Below are 14,373 nucleotides of genomic sequence, written 5' to 3' on the forward strand. Positions count from 1 at the left end.
CCGTGGAGCTCGCGGACGACCGGGGCGAACCCCGCCGCCTGTGCTCCGTACAGCCGCGGGATCTCGTCGATCCAGCCCGCCCGTCGCAGCCGACGGAACCCCCAGTACGCCCCGAGAAAGAGGGTCCCGTGGCCGAGCGGGGTCACGACCGCGTCCGGCGCGTCCCACCCCCGTTGGAGGGCGATCTCGTACGCGACGGTAGCGGTCCCCTCGAAGAAGGCGGGGTTCCACGCGTGGCTCGCGTACCACGCCTTGCCACCGGACTTGTCGGACTCACCGGACTCACCGATCGACAGCGCCGCGACACACGCGTCGGTTACGTCGGTTCGGCTCCCCTCGATCCGCACCGGCGTCGCGCCCGCCCGCCGGATCGCTCGGAGCTTCGACGGTTTCGCGTCGGCGGGAACGTACACCTCGGCGTCGATCCCCGCCCGCGCCGCGTACGTCGCGATCGCGGCTCCCGCGTTCCCCGACGAGTCCTCAACGACCCGATCGACGCCCAGCTCCGTTGCGCGTGTCAGCGTCGTCGTCGCCCCGCGGTCCTTGAACGAACCGGTCGGGAAGACGTACTCCAGTTTGAACGACGCGTTCCATCGTGTCTCATCGGATCGGCCGTCCCCGCCGGCGTCCGTCGAGCCTCGTTGCGCCCCGTCGGCGTCGACGAGGGGCGTCATGCCCTCGCCGAGCGTTACCCGATCGGTCGGGTCGTCACCGACGGGGAGGAACGCCTCGAAGGCCCACAGCCCCGCTCGCGTGTCGAACTCGGCCGGGGACGGCGGCTCGCCTCCCGGAATCGGACGGTCGGCAAAACGAAGCGGGGCACCACACCGACACCGCCACCGGTCTCCCACCGTCTCCCCACAGGCCGGACACTCCAGGGATCGAACCGTCGTTTCCCCGCAATCGGTCCCGCCCATCAGTACGTGTCGACGTTCGTCCCTACCGAGCAGACGTACTCGCCGGCGGCGACCTGTGGCAGTCTGCGGGTTCGCCAGAACACGCCGCTCTCGTCCGCGGTCACCCGCGCCTTTCGCGATCCGAACACGTCCGTCACCTCGAACAGGGTGTCGCCGACGGACACCCGCTCGCCGAGGTCGGTCTCGAACCGGACGAGCCCGCCGGCCGGGGAGCCGTACTGGTCGAACCCCCGCGCTCGGGTCTGTGGTTCCACGTCGACGTCCCCGTCGAGGAAGCCGTAGTAACGGAGGACGTTGAACACCCCCTCGACACCGTACCGGATCGACTCCTCGTCCCACCCTACGCACCCGCCGAGCTCGGGGTCGATGGTCGGGACCCCCTGATCGGGGCCGGCCCGCGCCAGCTGGCCGTCCGGGCCCTTGATGTCGAGGACGTGGCCACAGCCGAACACCTTCGCGAGCTCCAAGCAGTCGCCGTGGAGGTGGTGTCGCAGCCCACAGCGGACTCGAGTTTCGTTTATCATCCGGCTCGTCGAGCCCTGGTGGAGGTCGAGGACGAGATCCGCCTCCTTCGCCGTCTGAAACGTCGCGTGGGCGATCCGCTCGCTCGTCGTTCCCTCGGGGTCGCCGGGGTAGCCGCGATTCATCTTTCGGTCGTCGATCGGGTTCCGGTGTTCGGCGACTTGAAAGCCGAAGTAGTTCACGATCCCGACGACGAGCACCGCGCCCGACAGTGTCGCCGGGTCGATCCGGGGGACGACCCGGCTCACCACCCCCAGCCCGTTGAGCTCGTCGCCGTCGCTGACCGCCTGCATGTAGAGCGTCTTCCCATCGCTGGCACCGTTGATGACGGCGACCGGCAGCCGGACGGGGCTTCCGTCGCGCGTCTCCCCCACCTCGAGACGGCCGGTGTCCGCCTCGCCCGGCGGTGCCCGTGCCGTTCCCAGCGTGATCATTACACGGAGGTGGGCCGGCGGCCCCTTTATCCGTTCGGTCCACGTCGCGTGAGCGACCCGATCGGCGACACAAGCTTTACGCCCGTCTCCGACAAACGGATGGTAGCCACTACCGTCCCGCGTGTCGGTCCTCCCACGTTCCGGTCGCGGAACGGTCGCCGTTTCGGGAGCTCGACCCCGCCCGGTCGCGGACGAAACCCATCACATGAGCATCGATATCGACCCGCTGTGTGACGCCGCCGGTCTGACCGTGACCGATCACATCGAGAACACCCAGTTCGAGCTGTACACCGACCGGCGCGTCGTGCCACGCCCGTCTCCCGAGGCGGACCACTACTTCCCGGTCGACGCGAGCGTGACGGTCGAGACGGGGTGTATCAAGATCCCGCGGGTCGCACAGGTGACCGCCCGTGACGCCGACGGAACGCTTCTCGCCCGCGGTGACGACTTTTCGATGCCCGACGGCGAGTACTACGTCAGCATCGATCCCGCGCCGACGAAGCTGTATCTCGATTTTTCGGCGGAGTTCTCCGCAACGGCGGACCGCGAGACGACGCGTATCGAGTTCGAGAACCCCACCGTCATCTCGCTCGGGTTCCGCTCGCTCCATCAGGCTCCCGCCGGAACGATCACTACCCCGACCGACCCTGAGTCGCTGATGCAGGCCGTTTCACTGCTCGGCTCCGCGCTTCAGACGACGAGCCCCGAACGGTCGTTCCCGACGCTCCGGGGCCACCCGCCGCTGATCGAGCCGGGCGACGAGTTCCGGATCCCCGAGCGGGTCGATCCGCCCGACAGCGGCGTCCGGATCGTCGTCCCGCCCGAGTATCGATCGCTGTACCCGGTCGTTCCGCTCGCGTACTACTTCGCCGCGGAGGTCGTCCCGGGGTCGCCGGCACGGATCGAGGGCGACGGCTGGGAGCACTCGCTTGAACCGGACCTCGAACGGCGGGCAGCCGAAGTCCTCAGACAGTCGTTCCACTTCGACTGTATCGCCCGTACGGAGGGGTTCTATCCGGTCGACCTCCACGAGCGCGAGGCGACCGACATCGACCTCGACTGGGGGGCCCTGTACGACGCCCCGCTCGCTGAGCGCCTCGGCGAGTACCTCGCCGTCCCGTTCGAGCGGGTCGAACCCGAGCTCCCGCAGTGGACGCTGACGACGGACGTCCGGCCCGACCCGGACAACATCGAATCGATCCCGTTCGTCGCGGCCGAGCTGTCGATCGTCCGCTCGCCGGAGACGGTTACGCCCGCGAGCGCCACGGCGGACGACGGTCTCGGCTTCTTCCGTGCGCCAAGCCCGGAACCCGCCGATCTGGTTCGGGGTGGTGCGGATGCGTCGACGCGCGGCGCGGACGTACCGACCGACCGGGGGGCGGCCCTCGACAGCGCGGAGTTCGTGCAACCGGAGGGGGTCGACACGGTGGAGCACGCCTGGGTCGGTGACGGGGTGCCGCTCGATGCGAACAAGGCCACGCTGGACGCGTACCGCCGGCGGCTGGAGACGGGTGCCGTTGAGCAGTCACGCATCTCCGTCCTCGTCGTCTGTAACGACGAGCAAATGGCCGAGGAGGACGAGGTTTCGGAGCTGTACGGGCTCCGCGATATGGTGCAGTTCGACATCGACGTCAAACACAACCTCACCCGCGCGGAGATGCGTGAGACGCTCGCGTCCGACGTGGACTTCCTCCATTACATCGGCCACGTCGACGACCGGGGGATGCAGTGTTCGGACGATCACCTCGATCTCACCCAGGAGGACCTCGAAGTCGGCGTCAGCGCCTTCCTCTTGAACGCCTGTCAGTCGTACGGACAGGGCGAGGCGCTCGTCCACCGTGGAAGCCGCGGCGGCATCGTCACCCTGAGCGACGTCGCCAACTCGCCGGCGACCAAACTCGGCCGGATCATCGCGCGACTGATGAACAGCGGGTTCAACCTCCGGACCGCGCTTCACGTCGCGAAACGCGAGCTGATCACCGGCCACCAGTACATCGTCGTCGGCGACGGTGGAGCGACGATCTGTCAGAGCCGGAGTGGTTCAGCTGTAGTTGTTACACTCTCGCGTAATAGAGACGATAGTTGGAACGTGCTAACTGATGTGTTCCCGAACGGTGCGTACGGGCTGGGATCACTTACTACGGCTAATCTTGGGTCAACACAGTCAAATTATTATTTACCTTCTCTTATGACTGTGGATGACGTTTCTTCGTCAAACCTCAGAGAGTTCCTTGAATTGGAGGTACTCCCGATATTCGTCGATGGCGAACTATACTGGAGTGATACTTTCACGATCGATTAGGGGCCTGGATCGGTGACAACAGCGTTCGCCGCCGCGGGAGCCGCCTGCGACAACAACAGCAGGGCGGTGAACAGGACGCCGGTCATCTTCGGGTTCTCAGCCAGGTAGTCTGCAACACTTTCGTGCATATTACAGAAGATAACGCGTGATAATAACATCCAGTCTTATGCGAACTGGTACGTGTTCGATGTTTGAATCAATACAGTTCTGAAACGAACGTCGAGGCCCGTTCGACAGCTGGATCGACGCAGGGGTCGCTATTCAAGCCATGGGACACCCGATCGTCCGCTGAAACCGCGCCATATCGGCAGGACTCGTCACCCGTCGCTGGATTCAAGCGGCACTCGCCGCATCGATGGGTATGAGCGAGGGCGACGTCGACCTGCTTGACCCGTTCCGCCAGTTCCTCTCGTTTCGGCGGGACGTGCTCGTGTTGTCGGTGGCGATGTTCGCGTTCAGCCTCGGGTTCCAGATGACCAGCCGGTACGTTCCGGAGTACATGTCCGCGCTCGGAGCGAGCGCGTTCGTCATCGGACTGTTCGGTACCGTCGGCAACGTCATCGGCGCGGCGTACCCGTACCCCGGCGGTCGGCTCTCCGACCGGATCGGGTCGCGCGTGGCGCTCACGCTGTTCGGGCTCGCCTCCAGTCTGGGGTTCGCGGTCTGGCTCGTCGCGCCGAACCTCGGGACGATCACGGTCACCGGCGTCGTCCTCGAACCGTGGATCTGGATCTTCGTCGGGCTCTTTTTCGCACAGGCGTGGAAGTCGTTCGGTCTCGGCGCGACGTTCGCCGTCGTCAAGCAGTCCGTCCCACCCGACCGCCTCGCGCGCGGGTTCGCGAGCACGGAGGTGTTCCGGCGGACCGCGTTTCTCGTCGGGCCGCTGATCGCGGCCGGCGTGTTGTACGCGTTCGCCGATTTCACCGTCGGGTTCCAGTACGTGCTCGCGATCGCCGTCGTTTTCGCGGTGCTCGCCACGGTCGCCCAACACCGGCTGTACGACGCGAGCGAGGACTCGATCGGCAAGGAGTTCGAGGGGATCTCCGAGATACTCGGCGACCTCCGCGGGCTCCCCTCGACGCTCCGTCCGCTCCTCGTGGCCGACACGCTCGTCCGGTTCGCCAACGGGATGGTGTACGTGTTCTTCGTCCTCGTCGTCACGCAGTTCCGCGAGGTGGGACTCACCGTCGGCCCGATTTCGTTGTCGCCGGCGGTGTTCTTCGGCGTCCTGTTGGCGATCGAGATGACGGTCGCGCTCGTGTCGATGCCTCCCGCGGCGCGGCTGGCCGAGCGGGTCGGCTTGAAACCGGTCGTCGGGTTGGGCTTCCTCGTGTACGCCGTCTTCCCCGTCCTGCTCATCGTCGCGCCCGGCGACCCGCTCGTGTTCGCCCTGCTGTTCGCGTTCTCCGGGCTCCGGTTCGCGGGACTGCCGGCACACAAGGCGCTCATCGTCGGTCCGGCCGAACGCGACGCCGGCGGGACGGTGTCGGGGTCGTACTACTTCGTGCGCAACGCGGTCGTCATCCCGAGCGCCGCGATCGGCGGCCTGATCTACGGCGGCTTCTCCCTATCGTCGGTCGACTTTGCTTTCGACGGCGACCCGGTCCTCGCGTTCGGGATCGCGAGCGTCATCGGACTCGCCGGGGTCACGTACTTCGCGGCCTTCGGCGAGGAGTACGAGGCGTACGCCTGAGTTCGGTCGCCTCTGCTCGCCTGCGCTCTGCCTCCATGCGTTCGCCACCCCGTTTTTGTAGCTCGGGTGTGAATCACGACGTATGACTGACCTCGAGACCACGATCCACGAGGCGTTCGAGCACACCGAGTACGACCTCGGCGACGTGGGGATCAACCGACAACAGGTCCGGATCCCGGTGTTACAGGAGGGTGCCGATCCCGACGCGCTCCGTGCCGTCGTCGATGAGGCCGTCGGCGAGGACGCGGTCGTCGGGTTGACGGTGACGACGGAGACGATCGCCGGCGACGACACCGTCGGGACGGTCGTCACGTTCCAATACCGGCCCTGACCGCAGTACTGCCGCGACGCTCCATCCGGCTCCGTGACTCCGCGGCTCCGTGACTCCGCGGCTCAGGAACCGCTTCCGATGCTTTAACCCTCACTGGACACGATACTTCGCCGTTCCGGCGAGGTATACAGTTGACGACACGGTTATCAATCCGTTGTGCGTACCCACGCGTCAACGATGGCGTCCGATCCCGGCCACCATGACGGTTCCCGGCCTCACGACGGTGCACGGTACCTCACGGGGTCGCCAGTGCGGGTCGAGATCCTCAGGACGCTCCGGCAGGAACCGTGTCGTCCGGCGGCGCTCACCGACGCGGTGGATGCGACTCGGACGACCGTCCAGCGAGTTCTGGCCGGGTACCGTGAGCGCCGATGGGTGGTCAAACGTGACGCGGCGTATCACGTGACGGCGACCGGCGAACGGGTCCACGACGCCTACGAGTCGCTGTTGGCCGATATCGACCGTGCGGACCGATACGGGGAGTTCGCGGCCGACATGAAACGTGCCAGTGCGGGGTTCCCCGCATCGGGACTCGACAGTGGCACGCTCACCGCCGCGACCGAGCGGGACCCGCTGGCTGCGCTCGACCGTGTCGTGGAACTGCTCCGGGTCGCGAGCGGCTCGTCGATCCGGGCGGTCTCGCCAATCGTCACGACCCAGTACAACGAGGCGGCCGCGTCCGCACTCGATGCGGGTTCCGACGTCGAACTCGTTATCGACCGGGACGTGCTCGCGACGTCGATGGACGAGTTCGGTCCGGCGACCGACCGAGCCCTCGACGACGACGACGCCTCCGTGTACGTCACCGAGCGCTCGATCGAGTACGGGTTCTTTCGCTACGATGATCGCGCGTGTGTCATCGCCTACGACGAGAACAACAACCCGCGGTACGTGCTCGAATCCACCGCTCCGTCGGTGCTCGACTGGGCCGACTCACGGTTCGACGCGCTCGTGGTCGATGCGACCCCATTATCGGCCGTTCTCGAACGGGCCTGAACTCAGTGGTCGCGTAGGTTGTCGCCACCCTCATCAACGGGCGTCTCTGCCGGCGACCCCACGGTGTCCGCTTCTGGGTCCCGGCTGTCCCGGTCGAAGTTCGTCGGCACGACGGTCGGGTGATCGATGCCGACCGATAGGTCGTGTGCGCTCATCTCCCTACCTCAAGATACGCCGTCCACTCCCTAAAAATTACCCATGCGCATAAATCATGCGCGTAGCGCGGAGTAATGTTCGGCGGTTATGCGATCGCACGGGGTCCGGGTCGTTTCACGCCGACTCGCAAGGCGGCTACCCGCCCCGTGGTTACTGGAACTCCTCGGCGTACAGCTGCTGTGCGTGTTCGATCGCTTCCTTGGCGGTCGCTTTGTCCTCCCAGCCGAGCGTTTCGACCTCCTTCCCCGCCTCCAGGTTCTTGTACGTCGAGAAGAACTCGTCTATCTCGTCGCGGATCTGCTGTGGGATGTCCTCGAGGTCCTCGATGTGGTCGAACCGCGGGTCCTCAACGGGGACTGCGATCACTTTGTCGTCCTGTTCGCCGTCGTCGTCCATCCGCATCAGCGCGACGGGGCGGGCTTCGACCACGCAGCCGGGGAACGTCTGATCCTCGACGAGTACCATCACGTCGAACGGGTCGCCGTCGTCGTAGTACGACTGCGGAATGAAGCCGTAGTCGTACGGGTAGTGGACGTTCGAGTGCAGCACCCGGTCGAGCACGACGGCGGGGATGTCCTTGTCGTACTCGTACTTGTTCCGCTCGCCTTTCAGACACTCGACGACCGCGTAGATCTCGTCGGGGGCGTTCGGCCCCGTTTCGAGGTCCTCCCAGAGGTTTACCATGTAGAACACAGTCCGACGAACGCGTCCAAAGTCCTTTCGGACGGCGTCTCCCGATTGCCAGACACGGTACCAGTCAGCCGACCCCTCTCGCGGGTGTCACACACGGACCCGGCCGGATCGGCCGGCTTCTCACTCCGACTCGTTTCCGGCGGATCGGGCGAAGCGGCCGATCCGAGACGTGTACCCGCCGTCTGCCGGTCTATACCGACGATTGTTGAGAAAGGTTATAAGTCAGGGAACCGTTCGGTCATGCATGTCAGAGGCACGATCAGTTTCCGAAGAATCGACGACCGCCCACGACCTGACCGCGTTCCAGCAGAACATCCTCACGATCCTGGCTGAAGAGCCCATGTACGGGCTCGCGGTCAAACGGGAGCTCGAGGCGTACTACGGCTCGGAGGTCAACCACGGCCGGCTCTACCCGAACCTCGACGACCTCGTGGACCAAGGGCTCGTCTCGAAGAGCGAACTCGACAAGCGAACGAACCAGTACGAGCTCACTGATGCCGGACACGACGTCGTTCTCGGCCAGCTGGAGTGGGTCCTCGACCGATTCGTCATCGACGAGACGCGGGCCGACGAGGTCCGCTCGCTTGTCGAGTAACCGGTTCCACGCGGCCACGGCCCACGGCAGTCACGGCCTGATCCCTGTTCGATCACGATCCGTGCTTTGGCACACGACACGGATCGTCTTCCATTCTCACGGCGAGTCACGACGCCGACTTCTCAGATCTCGGGCTCGTCGGGGCCCGATCCCTCGATGTTCGGTTTCTCGATCTCCGGATCTTCGATCTCCGGCTCCTCGACATCCCTTGCCACCGATTCGACCGTCGTCAGCGACTCCTCGACGCGCGCGAGCTGCTCGTCGGTAGGCCAGCCGTTTCGCGGGAGGTACTCCTCGCGGAACTCCTCCCGGATCGCCGGCGTCGCGTCGTCGACGTGCCGAACGTAGTGATTGCTCATGAACGCCGCGAACGTCCGGGCGGTCTCGGCGTGCACGTCGGCAGCACGGTCGGCGACCGCGTCGACGACCGCGTCGTTGTAGGCGGCGATCTCGCGGTATCGGTCGGCGTCCCCCGGGCCGGACAGCGACACCTCGACCGCGCGATCGGTGTCCTCGATCCGGTCCATCCGCACGGTCCCCGACTCCATCCACTCCGCCGGATACAACACCAGTGTGTCGTCGTCCTCGCGGAGCCGCGGGGTGTACTCGTGATCGGTCACGAGCTCGTCGCGTCGCTCGCGATAGTGCGCGGCCGCGTCCGGGTCCGTCGCCTCCCGCGCGAGCCGGGTGAGGCGCTCCGCCTCCTCGACCACCTCGACCGGGACGTCCGGGACGCGGTCGGCGGCCTCCTCTTGGACCGTCGTCGCCCCGCCGGTGTCGTCCGTGTCTCCGTCGACAGCGGCGTCTCCATCCGGCGACCCCGCTTCCACGATCTCGCGTGCCCGTTCTTTCGCCCACTCCGGCGGTTCGTCGTCGGCGGTTCCGTCCCCGTGCTCGTCGGTCCGATCAGTCCCCTTCATCGAGTGCCTCGTTCGCCAGATCGTCGGCGCGTGCGTTTATCTCCCGCGGAACGTGCGCCAACGACCACCGGTCGAACCGCGCTAACAGCTCCCGGACTCGGACCCGTCGCTCGCGGAGCGTCGGGTCGTTGGCGTCCCACTCCCCGCGGACCTGCTTGATTATCAGCTCGGAGTCCCCGCGGACGTCGATCGCGTCGAAGCCGTACTCGTCGGCCGCCTCCAACGCTCGGATCAGCGCCGCGTACTCCGCCTGGTTGTTGGTGACGCGACCGATCCGCTCGCCGCCCTCCGCGACGACGCCGTCGGACGTGACGAGACACCAGCCGACTGCGCCCGGACCGGGGTTTCCGCGAGACGCGCCGTCGAAGTAGACGTGCGCCCGCCCGCCCCCCTCCGCGATGAGGTTCGTCAGCCGCGCCGGATCGCTCCCCTGCACCACGACCTTGTCGTCGTAGGCGACGGCGACCGCGCCGTCCCGGTCCGCCCGCCACCGCTCGTGGTCGGTGTTCCCTGGCTCGATCCGGACGCCCGCGTCCTCCAAGCGGGAGCGCGCGACCGCCGGATCACAGTCGATCGTCGGCATTCGACCGAACTCCGAACCGGCGGGTAAAAGCGTTGTCCGTCTCGGGAGGGTGGTTCGTCGACTGTTGATGGCTCGTCGACTGTTGATGGCTTACCGACCGCTGGCGGCCCGTCGTCCGCGGCTCGCAGCAGATCCGATCCCTCACGAACTTTTAAGTCAGCCGGTCGGCTTAGTATATAAATGCGATGACACGGCCAACCCGGCAACGGGATCACGACCGGCAGCGCACGCGGGATGAGGACGAGGACGAAACGGAGTCCGGTGGGGTGGACATCGATGGATCGAATCTCGACGAGCTGGACGCCGAGGAGTTGGACCCCGAGGACCTCGATCCGGCGGAGCTCACCCGGACGGCCGACGGCGAACTGATACACGAGGAAACCGGACTCATCATCGAGGAGGAACAGATCGATCCCGGCCCGGAGTGGCGGGCGTTCAACCACTCGGAGCGGCAGTCGAAGTCCCGCGTCGGCGCGCCGACGACGAAAACGATGCACGACAAGGGGCTGACGACGACGATCGACTGGAAGGACAAGGACGCGTACGGACGCTCCATCTCCTCGAAGAAACGGTCACAGATGCACCGACTGCGGAAATGGCAGGAACGGATCCGGACGAAGGACGCGGGCGAACGTAACCTCCAATTCGCGCTCTCAGAGATCGACCGCATGGCGAGCGCGCTCGGCGTCCCGCGTTCGGTACGGGAGGTCGCCTCCGTCATCTACCGCCGTGCCCTGAACGAGGACCTTATCCGCGGCCGCTCGATCGAGGGCGTCTCCACCGCCGCCCTCTACGCCGCCTGTCGAAAGGAGGGGATCCCCCGCTCGTTGGAGGAGATATCCGACGTCTCGCGCGTCGACCGCAAGGAGATCGGCCGCACGTATCGGTACATCTCCCAGGAGCTCGGCTTGGAGATGCGGCCCGTGGACCCGAAGAAGTACGTCCCCCGGTTCTCCTCCGAGCTCGAACTGAGCGAGGAGGTGCAGGGGAAAGCCAACGAGATCATCGAGACGACCGCCGAGAAGGGACTGCTCTCGGGGAAGTCCCCGACCGGCTACGCGGCGGCCGCGATCTACGCCGCCTCGTTGCTCTGTAACGAGAAGAAGACCCAACGCGAGGTCGCCGACGTCGCACAGGTGACGGAGGTCACCATCCGCAACCGGTATCAGGAGCAGATCGAGGCGATGGGGATCCACGCGTAGCGGTCTGTTCCACGCGCCGTTCTCCCCCTCGACACGAGTAACGTTCAAGCCGCGCCGTCGCCACTATCCGAGCGAATGCGGCTCGACGAGTACCTGGAGTTCGAGGCGAACGAGCGCGCCGAGCGGCGGCGACTCGCGCGCGAGAAGGACTACGGGATCCTCGACCATCTCGACTCCTTCGAGCGACGCTTCGAGGCGGAGGTGTCCGACGACGCGGTCGTCGGCAGCGTCTCGCCGTCGATCTTCGTCGGCCGCTCGAACTACCCCCGCGTCTCGACCGGGTTGCTCTCGCCGGTCGGACGCGAGGAGCGCGCCGCGACCTTCGAGACGTCGGCGGCGTGGTACGACGAGGGCGTCTCGATCGGCGACGTGTTCGAGCGCCGAACGAGCCTGCTGAACGCCAACCGAGGAATCGACGTGAACGACGCCGGAGCAGGCGACGGAACCGGGGTCCACGACGCGTGGGACGGGTGGCTCGGGGTCCAGCGCGAGGTCGCGATCGCGGACCGCCCGGTCGACGTGGAAATCGGCTTGGACGGGACGCCGGACCTCGATTTCGAGGTCGGTGTCGAGGACGTGAAGACCCCGACCGGCCCCCGGGCGTCGGCCCGTGACGCGGCGCTTGGCGAGAACCCGCACGTGCCGCGGCCGGTGAAGAAGACGCTGGAGGACGACGACTGGCGCGCGGAGGGGGCGATGACGTACCTCTACCGGCGCGGGTTCGACGTGTACGAGATCAACACGATCCTCTCCGCGGGCGCGCTCGGCCAGGGGGAGAGCCGTCGACTCGTTCCCACGCGGTGGTCGATCACCGCGGTCGACGACACGATCGGGCAGTATCTCCGCGGGTCGATCCGGTCGAACCCGACGATCGACGCCATCGAGGTCCACCGCAACGAGTACCTCGGGAACGCGTTCTGGGTCGTCCTCGTCCCCGGCAACTGGGAGTACGAGCTGGTCGAGCTGAAAGCGCCGGGCTCGATCTGGAACCCGGACCCGGCGGCCGGGACCTACCTCGCGGCCGCGAGCGAGGGGCGCGAGGGGCGCACCGGCTACGTCGAGGAGACCGCGGGCGCGTACTACGCCGCCCGCGTCGGCGTCTTAGAACACCTCGACGAGCGCGGGCGGCAGGCGAAAGCCCTCGTCTGCCGGCACGTCTCCGACGAGTACTGGGGTCCCGTCGGGGTCTGGCAGGTCCGCGAGGCCGTCCGAAACGCCTTCTCGGGCGAACACGGCACCGCCGAGACGTTCGGCGAGGCCGTTCGCGGTGTTGCCGAGCACCTCCCGATCTCGACCGCTCGGCTCCGGCGGAAGTCGACGATGGCGGCCGGGCTCCAGGCGAACCTCGCGGAGTTCTCGTAATCGGACCCGTGTGACGCTTACATACTCGATCGGGAGGCCGACCTCGTCGGCTACGTCAGCTTTGTCGGCCGCGTCGGCTGCGTCGGTTCCGGCCTCGCGGTCGCCGCTACGGTCGGCAGGCAACTCACCGGCAGCACCGACCGGTGATCGAGGTGTCGCTTATATACTCACTCGTCGGATCCGCTTCGAATCACTCGCCGAGCCGGTCGAAGACTTCCTCGACCAGCTCGCCGGTGTCGTCGACGATCGCGTCCATCTCCTCGTCGTCGCTCGGGAGGCCGAGGAGTCGCGCGATCTTCATGATCGAGACGTGGTGGACGACCTGTTCGCCGGGTTCGACCTGCTCGATCACCATGTTACAGGGGAACAGCGCGCCGATCCGCCCGTCGGTCGCGTCGAGCGCGCGGTCGGCCACTGCCGGGTTACACGCCCCGAGCACGTAGTAGGGGTCGCGGTCGGCGTCGACCTTCTCGTTCAGCAGCTCGGAAGGGGAGAACTCGACGGGGACGCCGAACCCCACCTCCGAACAGACCTCGCGGACGCGTGCTATCGCCGCCTCGTGGTCCATCTCTAGGGTGGCTCGCTTCTCGCCGAAATCGTCGCCGTCGAGCGCGTCGGGGTCGAACGGGAGCGTCATGGGTTTCACTCGGGCGGGACGGACAAAAGGGTGTGCGATGCCGGTCGCTTCGGACCACTCGGCACGTGTCGCCCGGACCGTATGGTCCCTGTCGCCCGGATCGTGTGGTGCGGGTCGGATCGTGTGGTGCGGGTCGCTCTGAGCCGCGCGACGGCGGGCCGCTACTCCGTCGCGACTGGGCCGCGTCCGACGACCTCTTCGACCGCGTCGACGAACTCACCGCGGCTCTCGAACAGGGAGACGTCCGATTCCGCGAGTGCCCCGTCGAGCTCGACGGGCCCTTCCGGGGTTCGGATCTCGCTGTCGCCCTCCTGTGCCCGGATGTCGCTCCGTTTCGCGGGCCACGTGAGCCGCGACGCGACGCGGGCGATCGGCTCGCCCGCCACGTCCGGCCCCTCGCCGAGCTCGACGGCGGGCACTTCTTCGGCTTCCGCGTCCGCTTCCGCGTCGGTGTCGCTCATGCCCCGCGATTCCGGTGCGCTGAGGGTAACGTTTTCGATACGGTTTATCCTCGCCCTGATGTCGATGGTTCACCGACAGGGTACCGAACATATCCGGTCACACGGTTATCACGTCCCGCTCGCTAGCTCTGAGCGGGAGTCGAGGCACACGATCCCGTCAGAGACTCCGGGTCGGGGCCGCCGGAGACGTCTGCCAGCCCTCACGGACACGTCGCGTCGTCGGTGGCGGTCTCACGACGAAACGGCGTCTCGCCCCTCGACGCGGGATTTCACCGCCAATCGTGGTCCGTCGTGTTCAGTCGCTCGTGGCCGTCTTCCGTCACGACCACGAGGTCTTCGATCCGGCAGCCGAAGCGCCCGTCGAGGTACACGCCCGGCTCGACTGAGAACACCATCCCGGGCTCCAGCTCGCGGTCGTTGCCCGCCACGAGGTACGGCTCCTCGTGGACGTCGAGGCCGACGCCGTGGCCCGTCCGGTGGACGAACGCGTCCCCGTACCCTGCCGCTTCGATCACCTCGCGGGCGGTCCGGTCGATCGACGCTGCCGTGACGCCCGGCTCGACGGCCCC

17 protein-coding genes are annotated in these 14,373 nt (G+C 66.8%); 7 read left to right on the plus strand and 10 right to left on the minus strand.

Annotated features, from left to right (window positions below):
* Together ACFQEU_RS05125 and ACFQEU_RS05130 are read right to left on the minus strand one after the other, a co-directional pair.
* The coding region (locus ACFQEU_RS05125) for a pyridoxal-phosphate dependent enzyme (protein ID WP_379779924.1) at positions 1-917 on the minus strand (917 nt) is incomplete at its 3' end.
* Positions 917-1,873 (minus strand): succinylglutamate desuccinylase/aspartoacylase family protein, encoded by a 957-nt coding sequence (locus tag ACFQEU_RS05130; protein ID WP_379779926.1) that lies wholly within the window; start codon positions 1,871-1,873, stop codon positions 917-919. The genes ACFQEU_RS05130 and ACFQEU_RS05125, both read right to left, overlap by 1 nt.
* Before the next feature lie 205 nt (positions 1,874-2,078).
* On the opposite strand from ACFQEU_RS05130, the gene ACFQEU_RS05135 reads away from it, so the two are divergent.
* Positions 2,079-4,175, plus strand: coding sequence for a CHAT domain-containing protein (locus tag ACFQEU_RS05135; RefSeq protein ID WP_379779928.1), 2,097 nt, complete (start codon positions 2,079-2,081; stop codon positions 4,173-4,175).
* On the opposite strand, the gene ACFQEU_RS05140 is transcribed toward ACFQEU_RS05135, so the two are convergent.
* Complete coding sequence (locus tag ACFQEU_RS05140; RefSeq protein ID WP_379779930.1) at positions 4,172-4,303, minus strand: DUF7503 family protein; 132 nt, start codon at positions 4,301-4,303, stop codon at positions 4,172-4,174. The two genes, ACFQEU_RS05135 and ACFQEU_RS05140, sit on opposite strands and share 4 nt — an antisense overlap.
* Before the next feature lie 227 nt (positions 4,304-4,530).
* Between ACFQEU_RS05140 and ACFQEU_RS05145 the strand changes: the two genes are divergently transcribed.
* The 3 genes from ACFQEU_RS05145 (at position 4,531) to ACFQEU_RS05155 (ending at position 7,195) form a co-directional block, all read left to right on the plus strand.
* Entirely contained in the window at positions 4,531-5,868 is a 1,338-nt protein-coding gene (locus tag ACFQEU_RS05145) for an MFS transporter (protein ID WP_379779932.1), read from the plus strand.
* A gap of 82 nt (positions 5,869-5,950) precedes the next feature.
* Entirely contained in the window at positions 5,951-6,199 is a 249-nt protein-coding gene (locus ACFQEU_RS05150) for a hypothetical protein (RefSeq protein ID WP_379779934.1), read from the plus strand.
* 177 nt (positions 6,200-6,376) lie between these two features.
* On the plus strand, positions 6,377-7,195 hold the full coding sequence (locus ACFQEU_RS05155) for a helix-turn-helix transcriptional regulator (protein WP_379779936.1): 819 nt from the start codon (positions 6,377-6,379) through the stop codon (positions 7,193-7,195).
* Between the two features lie 2 nt (positions 7,196-7,197).
* Here the strand turns inward: ACFQEU_RS05155 and ACFQEU_RS05160 are convergent, their stop codons facing one another.
* Positions 7,198-7,350 (minus strand): hypothetical protein, encoded by a 153-nt coding sequence (locus tag ACFQEU_RS05160; RefSeq protein ID WP_379779938.1) that lies wholly within the window; start codon positions 7,348-7,350, stop codon positions 7,198-7,200.
* Between the two features lie 151 nt (positions 7,351-7,501).
* Positions 7,502-8,035: an inorganic diphosphatase gene (locus ACFQEU_RS05165; protein ID WP_379779940.1), complete on the minus strand. Its 534-nt coding sequence runs from the start codon at positions 8,033-8,035 to the stop codon at positions 7,502-7,504.
* Between the two features lie 253 nt (positions 8,036-8,288).
* Between ACFQEU_RS05165 and ACFQEU_RS05170 the strand changes: the two genes are divergently transcribed.
* The gene (locus ACFQEU_RS05170) at positions 8,289-8,639 is read left to right on the plus strand and encodes a PadR family transcriptional regulator (RefSeq protein ID WP_379779942.1); all 351 of its coding nucleotides are present in this window, start codon (positions 8,289-8,291) and stop codon (positions 8,637-8,639) included.
* Positions 8,640-8,761: 122 nt separating this feature from the next.
* On the opposite strand, the gene ACFQEU_RS05175 is transcribed toward ACFQEU_RS05170, so the two are convergent.
* Positions 8,762-9,559, minus strand: coding sequence for a DUF7108 domain-containing protein (locus ACFQEU_RS05175; RefSeq protein ID WP_379779944.1), 798 nt, complete (start codon positions 9,557-9,559; stop codon positions 8,762-8,764).
* Positions 9,546-10,142 (minus strand): ribonuclease HI, encoded by a 597-nt coding sequence (rnhA, locus tag ACFQEU_RS05180; RefSeq protein ID WP_379779946.1) that lies wholly within the window; start codon positions 10,140-10,142, stop codon positions 9,546-9,548. Before rnhA ends, ACFQEU_RS05175 begins: the two co-directional genes overlap by 14 nt.
* 185 nt (positions 10,143-10,327) lie before the next feature.
* On the opposite strand from rnhA, the gene ACFQEU_RS05185 reads away from it, so the two are divergent.
* Both ACFQEU_RS05185 and nreA read left to right on the plus strand, forming a co-directional pair.
* Entirely contained in the window at positions 10,328-11,344 is a 1,017-nt protein-coding gene (locus ACFQEU_RS05185) for a transcription initiation factor IIB (protein WP_379779948.1), read from the plus strand.
* Between the two features lie 75 nt (positions 11,345-11,419).
* Positions 11,420-12,706: a DNA repair protein NreA gene (nreA, locus tag ACFQEU_RS05190; protein WP_379779950.1), complete on the plus strand. Its 1,287-nt coding sequence runs from the start codon at positions 11,420-11,422 to the stop codon at positions 12,704-12,706.
* A 190-nt stretch (positions 12,707-12,896) separates the two neighbouring features.
* On the opposite strand, the gene ACFQEU_RS05195 is transcribed toward nreA, so the two are convergent.
* The 3 genes from ACFQEU_RS05195 to ACFQEU_RS05205 form a co-directional block, all read right to left on the minus strand.
* A complete protein-coding gene (locus ACFQEU_RS05195; protein WP_379779952.1) occupies positions 12,897-13,343 on the minus strand; it encodes a DUF302 domain-containing protein in 447 nt (148 codons plus the stop codon).
* Between the two features lie 161 nt (positions 13,344-13,504).
* Entirely contained in the window at positions 13,505-13,804 is a 300-nt protein-coding gene (locus ACFQEU_RS05200) for a DUF5789 family protein (RefSeq protein ID WP_379779954.1), read from the minus strand.
* 269 nt (positions 13,805-14,073) lie between these two features.
* Positions 14,074-14,373: M24 family metallopeptidase (locus ACFQEU_RS05205; RefSeq protein ID WP_379779956.1), on the minus strand; the 300-nt coding region annotated here is incomplete at its 5' end.

The organism is Halorubrum tibetense, assembly GCF_042661865.1.
Classification (GTDB): Archaea; Halobacteriota; Halobacteria; order Halobacteriales; family Haloferacaceae; genus Halorubrum; species Halorubrum tibetense.